The following is a 14,347-nucleotide window of genomic DNA, read 5'->3' as shown; positions in this document are numbered from 1 at the left end:
TCTAAATCGGTAAATAACACTAAAAAACATCTTTTCCGGAATTTGAGTAATTCTGGTTCTAATTATACGTTAGCTCTTAATTTTTTTAACATTTTTTCATTCAATAAATCGGAAGGCTTAATTGATAAGATTTCACAAAGATTATCATTAAGAAGTAAATCGATCTCTGTTTCATTCAATACTTCAATTTTTACTTTTTTAACTTTAATTTTTTTATCTGAAATATCTGATTTAGACACTTTGTTTTTCGAAAAACATTCTTGGCCAAATGAATTTAGACTAGTAAATAAAAGAAATAAAATAAAAATAAACTTTGACATAGATTTTGTTTTAATTCAAATGAATTTCTGTTTAAATAAAGTATAAAATACTTTAGCTTTGCATTTACCAAATTTAAGAAAAAATAAGTTTCGGCTGCTGCAAAACTCAATAGTTATAAACAATTTTATGTCAATAATTACCCTTACTACCGATTACGGCTTGAAAGACCATTTTGTTGGTTCATTGAAAGGGAAAATATTATCTGAGTATTCTGACGCTTCAATTATTGATATTTCACATTACATTGATCCATTTAACACCGCAGAAGCCAGTTATGTAATTTCGGCTTCTTATAATAGCTTCCCAAAAGGAACTGTTCATATTATTGGAGTGGATCTGGAAGCCAATAAAGAAAATCAACATATTGTTATGCAATGGAACGATCATTTCTTTATTGCAGCCGATAATGGTATATTAAGTATGCTTTCGCAAAAGATAATTCCTCAAAAAATCGTTGCTATAACCATTCATGACCGTTTACATAACGAGGCTACTGATCTTGATGTATTTGTCAAAGTAGCTTGTCATATTGCAAAAGGTGGAGTTTTAAGTGTAATTGGCAAAGAAATTAAAAACTTAAAACAAGTAACTGATTTACAAGTAATTTTCACAGAAGATGGAAATCAATTGAAAGGGAATGTAATATATATTGATCATTTTGGCAATGTTGTCACTAATATTTCTAAAAAACAGTTTTTAGAATGTTCTAAAGGAAGAGCCTATGAAATCACTTTTAAAACCCAAATTATAAAAACAATTTTACCTTATTATTCGGCTATTGCCAGTTCAGATAAATATCCTGTAAAATATTATGAAGGTCAAAAACTGGCTATTTTTAATGAGGCAGGTTTTCTGGAAATAGCCATTTTTAGAAGTAATCCTTTAACAGTAGGTTCGGCCAGTACACTATTAGGTCTTAATTACAGAGATGTTGTCTCTATAAAATTTGTTTAATTAAATCTTAAACAAATCAATTTTAAATAAAAAATTATGTTTGTACGAATAGTAAAACTGAGTTTTCATGAGGAACATATTCCAGCTTTTTTGGAAAACTTTGAATTAATGAAAGATAAAATACGAAACGCGGAAGGAAATCGTTTCCTGGAACTATATCAAGATAAAAATAACAAAAACATTTTCTTTACTTATAGTTATTGGGAAACTGAGAAAGATTTAGAAAATTATCGAAATTCGGAGCTTTTTTACAATGTCTGGGAATACACCAAAAAATTATTCAATGCAAAACCTGAGGCCTGGAGTGTAGACAAGTTAGTCACTTTGGCATAAATTCTATGTTAATTAAAACAGTTTTTAAACTTTAAATCTAAAAACAACACAATTTTAAATTTTTTAAATAAATAAAAATGAAGTCAATCGTATTTCGCGAAATAAAATCCTTTTTTGGCTCACCAATTGGATATTTAGTAATTGCTCTTTTCTTGATTGGAAACGGCTTATTTCTTTGGGTTTTTGAAGGTGAATATAATATTTTGAATACTGGTTTTGCCGATTTAACGCCTTTTTTTACTTTGGCACCATGGATTTTAATATTCTTAATTCCTGCAGTAACAATGCGTAGTTTCTCGGATGAAAAAAAACAAGGAACCCTTGAATTATTACTTACAAAACCCATCAGTCTTTGGGAAATTGTAAACGGGAAATTTCTGGGTGCATTTCTATTAATCGTAATAGCAATCATCCCTACCTTTATTTATGTTGCTGTAATTTGGAATTTAGGTTCTCCAGAAGGAAATATAGACATGGGGAGCACACTTGGATCTTATTTTGGATTATTATTTTTAATTGCAGCCTATTCAGCAATTGGAATTTTTACTTCTTCTATTTCCGAGAATCAGATAGTTTCCTTTATAATTGCTGTATTCTTATGCTTCTTTTTCTATTTTGGATTTGAAGGATTGGCTTCAATCTTGCCTAATTTTTCTTCAATTATATCCTATTTCGGAATGCAAGATCATTACAAAAGTATGAGTCGGGGTGTTATTGATACTCGGGATGTAATCTACTTTGTAAGCATTACTGTTTTATTCCTTTCCTTCACCGTTTATAATTTAAAATCTATCAAGTCGTAATGAAAGCATTCAATATAAAAAACGCCAAATCGTTATTGATTACTGTTGCGATAGTATTCATTTTAAACATCATTAGTAATTTCTTTTTTCATCGTTTTGATTTAACGCAAGATCATCGTTATACCCTTTCACCAACGACTTTAAGAATCATCAAAGAAGTAAAAGCGCCTTTATCTATAAAAGTATATCTGCAAGGAGAATTACCAGCTGAATTCAAGCGACTACAGCAAGAATCAAAACAGCTTTTGGAAGAATTTCAAGCTTATAATTCCAACATTATTATCGAATTTGTTGATCCTTTGGAAAACAAAGACGAAAGTATGGATAAAATTAAAGAATTGTATCGAAAAGGACTTACACCAATAAACATAACTGTTGACGATAAAGGAAAACAATCTCAATCGATGGTTTTTCCTTGGGCAATTGCAGTTTACAACAACAAAGAAGTTAATATTCCGCTGTTGAAAAACATTATGGGAACTAATACTACTCAAAAAGTAATTGGTTCTGTTCAGCATCTTGAATATTCTATATCTGATGGTATTAATAAAATCTCTAAAGGAAAACAAAAGAAAGTTGCTATCATAAAAGGAAATGGAGAGCTTCAGGAGAGACATATTGCTAAATTCCTAATGCAAGTCCGTGAAAGCTATTTCATAGGTCCTTTTACATTAGATTCGGTTGCAAAAGACCCGACAGGAACTTTAAAATCATTACAAAATTATGATTTGGCAGTAATTGCTAAACCAACTGAAGCTTTTACTGATGAAGAAAAATTGGTTCTGGATCAATTCATTATCAATGGAGGAAAAACACTGTGGTTGGTAGAACAGGTCAATGCCGAAATGGATAGTCTTTACAATCCAACAGGAGCAACATTAGCATTTCCAAAAGACTTAAATTTGAACGATTTATTCTTCAAATATGGAGTACGTATCAATCCAGACTTAGTGAAAGATGAACAAGGAAGTCCTATAAAACTGGCTAGTGGTGATCAAGGAAGCGGAACAACTTATCAAGATTTTAACTGGAAATTTGCACCGCAAGTGTATCCAATTAGTAAACACCCAATTGTAAAAAATCTGGGAGGTATCAAATTTGATTTTGCAAATGCAATGGATACATTGAAAAACGGAATTAAAAAAACAGTTCTTCTACAATCTTCACCTTACTCCAAGAAAGTAGGAACGCCGGTGGAAATCAGCTTAAATATGGTCTCCGAGCAAACTTCTCCTTCTGATTATTTGAATAAAGGAAATATTCCGATGGCAGTTTTATTAGAAGGCTCTTTTCATTCGATGTTTGAGAATCGTGTATTACCATTTGACGACAAATCCTTTTTAAAGAAAGGAACAGACAGCAAAATGATTGTAATTTCGGATGGAGATATTATAAAGAACCAATTGGATAAATCGGGACAGCCTGTAGAACTAGGTTACGACCAAAGATCTGGCAATTTATACGACAACAAAGATTTTATGATGAATTGTGTCAATTATCTATTAGATGATACTGGACTTATTAACATTAGAAGCAAAGATCTTGATTTACCCTTATTAGACAAAGAAAAAGTCTATGAAAACTATACTTTCACGCAGTTCCTAACTATCGGACTTCCAATCGTATTTTTAGGGTTATTTGGTCTAGGATTTACATTCCTTAGAAAAAGAAAATATAGTAAATAGATGTTAATAAAAAATTTGCAATACTAGAATAGTTTACAATATATTTGTAAAAGTGTATTCCGAATTTTATTTAAAAAAAGTACACCATTAAAAACAAAACAATACAGATGAAATTTATAGTATCGAGTTCGTACTTATTAAAACAATTACAAGTTTTAGGTAGTGTTATTAACAGCAACAATACTTTGCCTATTTTAGACAACTTCTTATTTGAATTAAATAATAACGAATTAACTGTTTCGGCTTCAGATTTAGAAACTACTATGTCTGCTACATTAACCATTGATTCTAAAAGCAAAGGAAGTGTTGCGGTTCCTGCAAAATTATTATTGGAAATCCTTAAAACTTTTCCAGAACAGCCACTAACATTCACCGTTCAAGAAAACAGTACTATAGAAATTAGTTCTAATTCAGGTAAATATGCTTTGGCATATGCTCCAGGAGAAGAATTTCCAAAATCAGTAAACTTAGACGAACCCTCAGTAACGTTAGTTCCTGCTGATGTATTAGCAACTGCTGTTAGTAAAACCATTTTTGCAGCTGGAAATGACGATTTACGTCCAGTAATGTCTGGGGTTTTCTTTCAATTTTCTCCGGAAGGTTTAATTTTTGTGGCAACAGATGCACACAAATTGGTAAAATATGCTCGCTCTGATGTAAAAGCATCACAAGTAGCAGAATTTATTATGCCTAAGAAACCTTTGAATATTTTAAAAAGTATACTTGGCTCATCTGATGCTGAAGTAAAAATAGAATACAACGATTCGAATGCAACTTTCTCGTTTGATAACTACATTTTATTATGTCGTTTAATTGATGGGAAATATCCAAATTACGAAGCGGTTATTCCGAAAGAGAATCCAAACAAATTGTTGATGGATCGTTCTCAGTTTTTGAGTTCTGTACGTCGTGTTGCTATTTTCTCAAACAAAACAACACACCAAATTCGTTTGAAAGTGGCTGGTGCCGAATTGAATATTTCTGCTGAAGATATTGATTATTCTAACAAAGCAGAAGAAAGATTGACTTGTGATTATCAAGGAGACGATATGCAAATAGGTTTCAACTCTCGTTTCCTGACTGAAATGTTGAACAACCTTCAATCAGATATGATAATGCTTGAAATGTCATTACCTAACAGAGCCGGAATTCTTACTCCTATTGATGGATTAGAAGAGGGTGAAACCGTAACAATGCTTGTAATGCCAGTAATGCTAAACAGCTAGTTACTTAAAATATACGAAACTAACCAAAACCATTTTTATATTTGAAAAAGCCAAAACTCCCTAACCAGAGTTTTGGTTTTTTTTTATTAAATATTTTAGAAATGTAAATTCAAATCAATTATCCTTGATTATACTCAAAAACGTTGTCCCACAGTGTGTCAATTTGTATAAGTGATTTATCTAAAGAAACAACCTCCCACTTACCATTAGTTTCTACACCTAGTCCAATATGCTGCAATTTTGATAAAGCATCTTTTACGTCAAAATCAAGGTTTGTATTTAATTCTGATGAGAACCAAGACTCAATTTGATGATCCAGTTCTTCAGCAGATAAAGGAGTTTCACTTCTGTTTAAAAAAGCATATACTAAAATAGTTTCTTTGAGCACTTCTTCTTCCGAAGAGTTTAATAAGGAATAAAATGCTCCACTGTTATTTCCTAAGTTTTTGAAATAAAGACTATCAGAAAGCATTTTAGAATATCTAATCTTTTTATTTACATAGTTATTATACTGACGAAATAAGTAGGCAGACAATATCCCTAACGCAATTAAGCCTTGATTTAATGAGGTTTTACTATTTAAGAAATCAATAGCTTCACCTGACTTATAAGCACCGTACATACCTATTAATGCGGGAATTACTTTAGCACTTAATAACGATACTCCCCCAAAAATAGCAGGCACCCATAAAAGCAACTTATCTGTAGTTGACATCATAGGGATAGCATTTGGAAATATCGTTTCTAAGTCATTTTTAGGTACGCGTTTAAATATTTTTAATACTATTGAGCCAGGTTCAATAGGGATGTTTTTTAGTTTTACTTTTTTCTCTTTGAGATAATCAGCGTCGTTATAATTTAGATAAATCATAACCCGATCGTAGTACTCAATTTCTATTTCTTTTTTCCAAAAGAAGTATTTTTTTATCTTTTCTTTGGCCTTGTGTTCACCACGAACATAGACTTCGTAATCTTTAAAAGCATTAAAGTCTATTGCTAAATCTAAACCAATTAAATCTGAATTTTTGAATGCAACATCCAAAGTATCTTGATTTACACGAGTATAATTACTGTGATCAAGAACTTTTTGAAGTGTTTTTTTAAATACTGAAAAATCACTTTTACCTATGAATCCTTCTTTTTCATGTTTGCTTAAATCTGGATCAAATAAGGCATAGTTTTTCTTTAGACTCTGATTGAGATTAAAAGCTTCGTAATGGTAATAATGTTCGATGATATCGAATAGCTTTTTAAAATCTTCAACCTTTTTTGGGTCATCAGAGAAGGTTGCCAGTTGTTGCTCGAGTAAGAATTCCTTATTGAAGGGAATGTAATGGTCTCGTGTCATATTAAATATGGGGATTTAATTTCGGAAGTATTTGAAATGCAAAAATACCACTCGCAATTCAATATTTAAATGATTTTTGCGAATATTTTAAATCTACGATAGTGTATTAAATTCACTTTCGAATCTTGGCTTTATTATTTTGGAAATAGTGATACATCTAAATGCGGAAGTAATGATCTAAATATGAAATCCAGAATTTAAATCACACCCATTTTTTTCATTAAGAAAGTAGCGCTTTTGTTTTTACAAATACCATCACGAAGCATGTAATCAAAATGTAATTCATCGTTGCTAATTTCAACTTCAAAGCATTTGTTGGTTAGGGTATTTGGGTATTCATTTGTAGTTAGGCAAACTTCTATATCGTGAGTTGCGATAGCGCCAATGGCTTTTTTTGCAATCACTTTTTTGACTACTTCGATTGTTCCGTTGCGTTTATCATCGGAGTTGGTACCTCTTAGAATTTCATCCAAAAGGACAAAAGCTGGGTTTTCTTCCAATTCGTCCATAATTTGTTTTAAACGCTTGATTTCGGCAAAGAAATAGGACTCACTATCTGATAATGAATCTGAAAGTCGCATTGAGACTAATACTGGTAATGGATGCACGGTTGCCTGACTTGCACAAACTGGAGAACCCATTCCTGAAAGCACCATATTGATGCCTAAACTACGCAAGAATGTACTTTTGCCAGACATATTTGAACCTGTCAAAATCATAAAGGATTGAGGCTGAAACTGTACCTCGTTCCCTACTCTAGTCGCTGGATTTAATAAAGGATGGCTTAGATTAGAAAAAGCGATTTCATAATTAGAATTTAGTTTTGGATACACGAAATCAGGGTTATTGTATGCGAAATTTGCTAAACTATTGAGCATTTCAAATTCTCCGATAACCTCTAACCACTCTTCTAAAACTACTGCGTGTTCTTTTTTCCAAGCAATCATCGATTTTAAAACATGGATATTAAAAAGAAACGTTCCATTGAATAATAACGCAGTTACAAAATTGCCAATAGTTTCCATATTAGAAAACAACTCGGCTAATTTTTGAAGATGTGCGCTAGCTTTTTGGTTTTTAAAGTTTAATTTTTGTTGTAAATCTTTCAGTTTTTCCGAAATAAAACTTTCGTTTTCAATTTTTTGAACCAATAAACTGTATTGACTAATTATTGTATTGATGTTTTCGGATTGTGCAATTTCCATTTGAATTCGCTTTGTGAAATTACCCAAAATCCCTAAATTAACTACAAACAAAAAAGATAAATACGTTAAGAAAACCGTGTTTGATGTCACCAAATAAGTTATAAGACAACTCACAAAAAGTGCTGGGGATAAATATAAAATTACCACTGCTGCTTTCGACAATGGTTTACTATTGTATACTCTCCATTGTAGTAAGGTTTTATAAAATGTTTCGTTATCCTGCCCTACTTTGGCGATTGCTAAAAACTCTTGGCGCCAATTTAACTTCTCGCTTAATTCCTGTACTGCTTGGTGATTTTTTAGTATTTCGTCATTTGGCAATAGTGTTAATAATTGTTTTGCCAAGGTTTTTTTACCTATAAAAGTGGCTGTTCTGTTTAGATTTTGAAACAAGGAATGTTCTCCAAAAATATCTAAATCGTAGGCATACGGATGATGAAAATCATTGAATTCGGCTCCATTTTGAAACGGGATTGATTTGCGTTCCAAATAGGTGCTTTCATTTTCGTTTATAGCAACAAGGGCTGCTTTTATCTTTTTCTGAAAGGATAATTTAGAGTGGATTCGCATCAAAATAACAAAACCAGCAAACAGTATTACTGCCGATATGACAAATACTGATTCACTGGTTTTTATGTAATAAAATAAACTTGTTAAGAAAAGTAAAATACTAACAAGTCTGAAAAAACTAATCGTATTGTATTTGGTATTTATTGCTTTTAATTCCTGAGAATAATTTTGACTGTTGCTATTATATATTTTCATCTTTTGTTTTAATGATATATACAAATGTAAGCAATGGTGATGGCAATGGCAATATCAAAAATCTCCAGCAATAGCAAAAGTCATATTTAGAAATCCTTTATTTATAATCTTGTTATCCGAGACGAAAATTTATCGAGGAGTTCCCTCGTTCCTCTGGATGATAAGATTGTGTTCGTACTTTGCAGTAAAACTTTATTTAAAATCTGCAATTTAATATTTAAAATTTATTCCTCGTGCATCGCTAAAATTGGTACTGTTGAAATATTAGAGAACTTTTGAGTTAGACTTGGTTGAAACAGTTCTGAAAAGAAGTTTCTTTTATGTGTAATCATAGCCAACATATCAATGTTTTTATGAGATATGAAATCTAAAATAGTTTCTTTTACTAAGTCGCTATTTGTAATTAAAAATTCTACAGATTCTTTCTCGAACTCATTTTTCCATTGATTGATTATTTCATCTGTAACATCTGATTTACTAGTTTTTACATACAGGCACTTTACAATTGCATTCGATTTTTTAGCAATTTTGATAACTTGACGCAATGGTTTTTTGTCTTTTTCTCTAAAGCGTGTTGTAAAACCTATGGTTTTGATTTTGGTGTATTGGGCTTCTACAGGTATGCTTAGCACTGGAACATCGACCGCAGTTACTACTGAGCCCGTGTTGGATCCTATAAAAAAGGCTTCCCATCCTGTGGCTCCAGCAGTTCCCATGACAACAAAATCAATTTTTTCTTCTTTTATGGCTTTTTTAATGCTGTAAATCAAATCTCCCTCCATTATTTTATGATTTAGCTGAATGTTCTCTAAATGTTGTTTTTGAGCTAATTCACGAAGTTTAGGGATTTGACTTTTGAACATATCATACTGTGCCAATTGTAGCGAATCAAAGAGTGTGTAATAATTGTCTGGAGTGAATGCATTTTCGACAACAGGCAATTCGAAAGTATGTAATAATACTAGTTCTCCTTTTACAATCTTTGCAAATTCTAGAGCGTGAATGAAAGCATTATTCGCGACTTCAGAAAAATCGGTTGGAAATAAAATCTTTTTCATTTTATATGAATTTATAGTTTAATTAATACTGAGTAATTCAGTTTGTAAATTTTGATCTCTGATTAGTCTTATGAACAACTAATAGTGTAGTGCATACTGTGCGTGAGGGATAAAAACTAGCTACCAAAGTAGCGCGGATAGCCCGACAGATTAGGAAAAGGGAGCCGTATATGCGGTATGCTAAATAGGCTCCCGTTTCCTAATGTGGCACGCCCAAATTGTATTTACTTTATATAATTACTTAACCGATAAGAATGGAATATTGATATCTACAGCCAATTTTTTGGAAAGGCTTATTTGAAATAACTTTTCGAAAAATCCTTTGTGCTTTATATGTGCAGCCATCATATTTATTTTTTTTTGTTGAATGAAATCTAAAATTGCTCCTTCGACATCGTCGCTTAAAACGGAATGAAAAGCAACGTTGGAATTTTTGAAAACGTTTTTGAAGTCGACAATAAAATCGTCATTATAAACCTTATGTGCTGGTTTTACATTCAAGCAATCGATATGAGCATTAAATATTTTGGACAAATTATGTGCTTTATGTAATGCTTCGATATCCTCAAAATGGTATTTTGTTGTAAACAGTATTTTTGTAATGGGCGTGTATGTACAACTTTCTGGAATACCCAAAACGGTCATTTTGGATTCATCCATGATATTGGTGAGTGTAGTACCCAAAAATATCTGTCTTAGATTAGTTACTCCTTTGGTTCCCAAAACAATAAAATCTATGTTTTCCTCTTTGGAAAGCTTAAGGATTTCGGCAGCCAAACTACCTTCAATGAGTACGTTACTAATGGGTATATGCCCTAAATTATTGACCTCGGCTATGTTTCGTAAAAGAGGTACTTCGTCTTTGTAATTTTCGAATTCACTCAATTCTTCGTACTCATAAATTTCCTGTAGATAAATAGAGAAGTCTAAGTATTTGGGCGAATCTACTTCGTAAACATGGAGCGTAATAATTTCTGCATTTACTGCATCGGCTAGTTTTAATGCATAAATAAAAGCGTTTTTGGAAACGTCTGAAAAATCAGTTGGAAACAATATCTTCTTCATAATCATTTATTTAGATATAAATCAATACTAATTATAAAGTTACAAAACTTAACAGGAAAAAAGCATGATATTTATCATTTGTCGCTTTTTATGAATGGTAAGTTGTAAATGATGAATGTTGAATTGAAGACCAAAAGCTAACAGCTAACAGCCATCAGCCAAAAAAAATGCTTACTTTTGCATAAATTTTTAGATATGATTAAAAACGATTCTATAGTTGCTTTAGCCACTGCTTCGGGAGCAGGAGCCATTGCTGTAATTCGAATTTCTGGAGAAGATGCTATTACTATTGCCAATTCAGTTTTTAGATCTATAAAAAATAAAGACTTAACCACCCAAAAAACACATACTTTGCATTTGGGTCATATTATGGATGGTGAAAAAACATTGGATCAGGTGTTGGTTTCTATTTTCAAAAATCCAAATTCCTATACAGGCGAAAATACCATTGAAATTTCATGTCATGGTTCTACTTATATTCAGCAACAAATTATTCAATTATTACTACGAAAAGGCTGTCGAATGGCTGATGCGGGTGAATTTACCTTAAGAGCATTTTTGAACGGTAAACTTGACCTTTCGCAAGCCGAAGCTGTAGCTGATTTGATATCTTCGGACAACGAAGCTTCTCACCAAATTGCTATGCAACAAATGCGTGGTGGTTTCTCTAACGAAATTGCTAAACTGCGTGAGGAATTATTAAATTTTGCTTCTTTAATTGAATTGGAATTAGATTTTGCCGAAGAAGATGTAGAATTTGCAGATAGAACACAATTTCACGAATTATTAAACCGAATTGAATTTGTCCTTAAACGTTTGATCGATTCGTTTGCTGTTGGAAATGTGATAAAAAATGGTATTCCTGTTGCTATTGTTGGTGAACCAAATGTTGGAAAATCTACTTTATTGAATGCTTTATTGAACGAAGAACGTGCCATTGTTTCGGAAATTGCAGGAACTACACGTGATACGATTGAAGATGAATTAGTAATTGGTGGTATCGGTTTCCGATTCATCGATACGGCGGGAATTCGTGAAACTAAGGATTATGTAGAAAGTATTGGGATTAAGAAAACGTTCGAAAAAATAGAACAGGCGCAAGTCGTATTATTTTTAGTTGATGGTTATCAGTTGCTTGTTGATAGTAAACTGAACTCATTAAAAGTTGAAATTGAAAAAATAAAAAACAAGTTTCCTCAAAAAGCAATTCTAATTATAGTCAATAAATCGGATAAACTTTCGCCGCAAGAGCAATCAATAATTAACCAACAACTAACAACTGATAGCCAGCAACCAACAACTATATATATTTCTGCTAAAGAAAAAATTGGTGTAGATGATTTAAAGAATGAGTTGCTTTCATTCGTCAATACTGGAGCTTTACGCAATAATGAAACTATTGTTACTAATACTCGTCATTATGATTCGTTATTAAAAGCTTTAGATGAAATTCAGAAAGTAAAATACGGCCTCGAAACCAATCTTTCTAGTGACTTAATTGCTTTGGATATCAAAGAAGCTTTATATCAATTTGGGTTGATTACTGGTCAGGTTTCCAATGATGAATTGTTGGGTAATATTTTTGCTAACTTTTGTATCGGAAAATAAGTTTCACAAAATAAAACAAAATAAAACAAAGAATCCCAGTTAAAATGTCATAAAACCGCATTTTAACTGGGATTCTTCTTTCTGTTTATTTAGCTTTATTTGCAGATAGTTTGTTCCTTTTTGTACCATTATTGTACCACGAAAATAATTTTCCTCATCGGATTTTTTTTTGGCGAAATGATGACACACAGAGAGACACATAGACACAATGGGACACAAAATTAGTGATATTATGAGTTCTAAAATTGAGGTCATCAGAATTTGTGAACACTGTAAAAAACAGTTCACAGCCAGAACAACTCGGACACGATATTGTTCTCACATTTGCAACAGTCGTGGTTATAAAGCACTGGTACGTAGTGGAAAAGTAGAAAAAAGCAATAACGAAACTGTTCAGCTTTTAAACACAGATTTGGAAAAAATAAAGCCGCTTGAGTTTCTAAAAATTACTCAGGCAAGCCTTCTTTTCGGGATCAGCAGGAGTACTATTTACAGGTTAGTTAACAATGGATATCTCGACATTGCAAAGTTTGGCAAACGAACTGTTATCCGTAGATGCGACCTTGAAGCTTTCTTTGCTATTCCCATTCAATATGTTACTTTGAAGACTGGACAGCAATTTCCTGGTTTTGACAATTGCTATACTATCACGCAAATTCAGCAGAAGTACAATATTTCTTCAGGAGCACTCTATCTATTGATTCAACGGCAGGGCATAGTAAAATATTCCGTTGGAAAATTCACCTGTGTAGCCAAACAGGATATTGATATAATTTTTAATGCTGTTGGAAGATGAAAAATATAAATGTTACATTAAGGAAAAGGACGCTGCCAAGTGGAAAGATTACATTATATCTTGATTTTTTCCCTCCAATCTATAACGCTAAAACTCATGAATTTTCGCGAAGAGAGTATTTAGGTTTATATCTGGTTTCAAAACCAAAAAATAATATTGATAAAGCAATGAATTCAGAAAATTTACACAAGGCCGAGATGATTTGTGCAAATAGGCTTAATGTATTAAACAAGCAGCAAATCTATACACCATTTGAGCAAGAGCGGCTACGTCTGCAGGAAATAGGAGAAAAATCATTCCTGCAGTATATAAAACAGACAGCAGAAATCAAGACCGGCAATAACGCTGAAATCTGGAAATATGCAATTATCCACTTTGAAAAGTTTCTTAAGAACGAGGACATATTAATGCAGGAAATTGATGTAACAATTATTGAGGACTTCAGGGAATACATTTTGAAGGCAAAATGTTTAAAGAAAAAAGACCAGTTTTTGGCTCAAAACACTGCATTATCCTATTTTAACAAAATCAAGGCCACCCTTCGAAAAGCTTATAAGAAAGGATTACTGCAAACTGATATTAATGCTGCGGTTGATAGCATCAAGGAACAGGAGTCCCAAAGAAATTTCCTAACTATGGAAGAAGCTTCAAGGCTGTTTAGGACACCATGCAAAAAAGAGATTGTTAAACGCGTCTGCATGTTTTCTCTGCTAACAGGAATACGCTATTCCGATATTGCAAAACTTACATGGGAAGAAGTGCAGTATAGTAAAAGCGAAGGATATTACATTAGATTTAAGCAGCAAAAAACGGACAGACCGGTAACTCTTCCTATTTCCCAAGAAGCGTTCGAGTTCTTAGGTGAAAAAGAGGCACAAAGTAAGAGAGTCTTTTATGATTTAAAAAAATGGGACGTAGACCGACTGCTTCCTATTTGGATTAAAGACGCATCAATTGAAAAACATATTACATTTCACTGCTTTAGGCATACGTATGCAACATTACAGATGGCGGCAGGTACTGACATTTTTACGGTATCGAAAATGCTGGGACACAAAAACATAAAGACAACGCAGATATATACAAAAATAATCGACGAGAAAAAAAGGGAAACAACTAATAAAATTTCATTTAAATAGAGAAATATATAATTCTGTGCACAGCAGGAAATGACTTTTTG

At 32.3% G+C, this 14,347-nt stretch carries 13 protein-coding genes; 8 read left to right on the top strand and 5 right to left on the bottom strand.

Annotated elements, in window-relative coordinates; genetic code table 11:
- Positions 1 to 62: 62 nt before the first annotated feature.
- Positions 63 to 320 carry a hypothetical protein gene (locus tag CLU82_RS18325; RefSeq protein ID WP_100844460.1) on the bottom strand — a complete coding sequence of 86 codons (258 nt, stop codon included), beginning with the start codon at positions 318 to 320 and terminating at the stop codon, positions 63 to 65.
- 127 nt (positions 321 to 447) lie between these two features.
- Between CLU82_RS18325 and CLU82_RS18320 the strand changes: the two genes are divergently transcribed.
- The 5 genes from CLU82_RS18320 (at position 448) to dnaN (ending at position 5,322) form a co-directional block, all read left to right on the top strand.
- The gene (locus CLU82_RS18320; RefSeq protein WP_100844459.1) at positions 448 to 1,275 is read left to right on the top strand and encodes an S-adenosyl-l-methionine hydroxide adenosyltransferase family protein; all 828 of its coding nucleotides are present in this window, start codon (positions 448 to 450) and stop codon (positions 1,273 to 1,275) included.
- A gap of 36 nt (positions 1,276 to 1,311) precedes the next feature.
- Positions 1,312 to 1,608, top strand: a complete 297-nt coding sequence (locus CLU82_RS18315) for a putative quinol monooxygenase (protein WP_100844458.1) — start codon at positions 1,312 to 1,314, stop codon at positions 1,606 to 1,608.
- A 77-nt stretch (positions 1,609 to 1,685) separates the two neighbouring features.
- Entirely contained in the window at positions 1,686 to 2,411 is a 726-nt protein-coding gene (gldF, locus tag CLU82_RS18310) for a gliding motility-associated ABC transporter permease subunit GldF (RefSeq protein ID WP_100844457.1), read from the top strand.
- Complete coding sequence (gene gldG, locus CLU82_RS18305) at positions 2,411 to 4,096, top strand: gliding motility-associated ABC transporter substrate-binding protein GldG (RefSeq protein WP_100844456.1); 1,686 nt, start codon at positions 2,411 to 2,413, stop codon at positions 4,094 to 4,096. The genes gldF and gldG overlap by 1 nt, the downstream gene beginning before the upstream one ends.
- A gap of 107 nt (positions 4,097 to 4,203) precedes the next feature.
- On the top strand, positions 4,204 to 5,322 hold the full coding sequence (gene dnaN, locus CLU82_RS18300; RefSeq protein WP_100844455.1) for a DNA polymerase III subunit beta: 1,119 nt from the start codon (positions 4,204 to 4,206) through the stop codon (positions 5,320 to 5,322).
- A gap of 118 nt (positions 5,323 to 5,440) precedes the next feature.
- Here the strand turns inward: dnaN and CLU82_RS18295 are convergent, their stop codons facing one another.
- The 4 genes from CLU82_RS18295 to CLU82_RS18280 form a co-directional block, all read right to left on the bottom strand.
- On the bottom strand, positions 5,441 to 6,670 hold the full coding sequence (locus CLU82_RS18295) for a TMEM143 family protein (protein WP_100844454.1): 1,230 nt from the start codon (positions 6,668 to 6,670) through the stop codon (positions 5,441 to 5,443).
- 197 nt (positions 6,671 to 6,867) lie between these two features.
- Positions 6,868 to 8,640, bottom strand: coding sequence for a DNA mismatch repair protein (locus tag CLU82_RS18290; RefSeq protein WP_100844453.1), 1,773 nt, complete (start codon positions 8,638 to 8,640; stop codon positions 6,868 to 6,870).
- 224 nt (positions 8,641 to 8,864) lie between these two features.
- Positions 8,865 to 9,698, bottom strand: a complete 834-nt coding sequence (locus CLU82_RS18285) for a universal stress protein (RefSeq protein WP_100844452.1) — start codon at positions 9,696 to 9,698, stop codon at positions 8,865 to 8,867.
- A gap of 237 nt (positions 9,699 to 9,935) precedes the next feature.
- The gene (locus CLU82_RS18280; RefSeq protein ID WP_157813403.1) at positions 9,936 to 10,763 is read right to left on the bottom strand and encodes a universal stress protein; all 828 of its coding nucleotides are present in this window, start codon (positions 10,761 to 10,763) and stop codon (positions 9,936 to 9,938) included.
- 195 nt (positions 10,764 to 10,958) lie between these two features.
- On the opposite strand from CLU82_RS18280, the gene mnmE reads away from it, so the two are divergent.
- From mnmE to CLU82_RS18265, 3 genes are all read left to right on the top strand, one after another.
- Complete coding sequence (gene mnmE, locus CLU82_RS18275; protein ID WP_100844450.1) at positions 10,959 to 12,371, top strand: tRNA uridine-5-carboxymethylaminomethyl(34) synthesis GTPase MnmE; 1,413 nt, start codon at positions 10,959 to 10,961, stop codon at positions 12,369 to 12,371.
- A 232-nt stretch (positions 12,372 to 12,603) separates the two neighbouring features.
- Positions 12,604 to 13,167, top strand: a complete 564-nt coding sequence (locus tag CLU82_RS18270; RefSeq protein ID WP_232735268.1) for a helix-turn-helix domain-containing protein — start codon at positions 12,604 to 12,606, stop codon at positions 13,165 to 13,167.
- A complete protein-coding gene (locus CLU82_RS18265) occupies positions 13,164 to 14,306 on the top strand; it encodes a site-specific integrase (RefSeq protein ID WP_100844448.1) in 1,143 nt (380 codons plus the stop codon). The genes CLU82_RS18270 and CLU82_RS18265 overlap by 4 nt, the downstream gene beginning before the upstream one ends.
- The last annotated feature ends 41 nt before the right edge of the window (positions 14,307 to 14,347 follow it).

Source organism: Flavobacterium sp. 5, assembly GCF_002813295.1.
Lineage (GTDB): Bacteria > Bacteroidota > Bacteroidia > Flavobacteriales > Flavobacteriaceae > Flavobacterium.
The sequence above is the reverse complement of the archived record's forward strand: the minus strand, read 5'-3'. Positions and strand labels throughout refer to the sequence as shown.

What these genes read in the sequence shown, in the direction of transcription:
- CLU82_RS18325 (WP_100844460.1), bottom strand. Translation starts at nt 320, where the DNA reads ATGTCAAAGTTTATTTTTATTTTATTTCTTTTATTTACTAGTCTAAAT.
- CLU82_RS18320 (WP_100844459.1), top strand. Translation starts at nt 448, where the DNA reads ATGTCAATAATTACCCTTACTACCGATTACGGCTTGAAAGACCATTTT.
- CLU82_RS18315 (WP_100844458.1), top strand. Translation starts at nt 1,312, where the DNA reads ATGTTTGTACGAATAGTAAAACTGAGTTTTCATGAGGAACATATTCCA.
- gldF (WP_100844457.1), top strand. Translation starts at nt 1,686, where the DNA reads ATGAAGTCAATCGTATTTCGCGAAATAAAATCCTTTTTTGGCTCACCA.
- gldG (WP_100844456.1), top strand. Translation starts at nt 2,411, where the DNA reads ATGAAAGCATTCAATATAAAAAACGCCAAATCGTTATTGATTACTGTT.
- dnaN (WP_100844455.1), top strand. Translation starts at nt 4,204, where the DNA reads ATGAAATTTATAGTATCGAGTTCGTACTTATTAAAACAATTACAAGTT.
- CLU82_RS18295 (WP_100844454.1), bottom strand. Translation starts at nt 6,670, where the DNA reads ATGACACGAGACCATTACATTCCCTTCAATAAGGAATTCTTACTCGAG.
- CLU82_RS18290 (WP_100844453.1), bottom strand. Translation starts at nt 8,640, where the DNA reads ATGAAAATATATAATAGCAACAGTCAAAATTATTCTCAGGAATTAAAA.
- CLU82_RS18285 (WP_100844452.1), bottom strand. Translation starts at nt 9,698, where the DNA reads ATGAAAAAGATTTTATTTCCAACCGATTTTTCTGAAGTCGCGAATAAT.
- CLU82_RS18280 (WP_157813403.1), bottom strand. Translation starts at nt 10,763, where the DNA reads ATGAAGAAGATATTGTTTCCAACTGATTTTTCAGACGTTTCCAAAAAC.
- mnmE (WP_100844450.1), top strand. Translation starts at nt 10,959, where the DNA reads ATGATTAAAAACGATTCTATAGTTGCTTTAGCCACTGCTTCGGGAGCA.
- CLU82_RS18270 (WP_232735268.1), top strand. Translation starts at nt 12,604, where the DNA reads ATGAGTTCTAAAATTGAGGTCATCAGAATTTGTGAACACTGTAAAAAA.
- CLU82_RS18265 (WP_100844448.1), top strand. Translation starts at nt 13,164, where the DNA reads ATGAAAAATATAAATGTTACATTAAGGAAAAGGACGCTGCCAAGTGGA.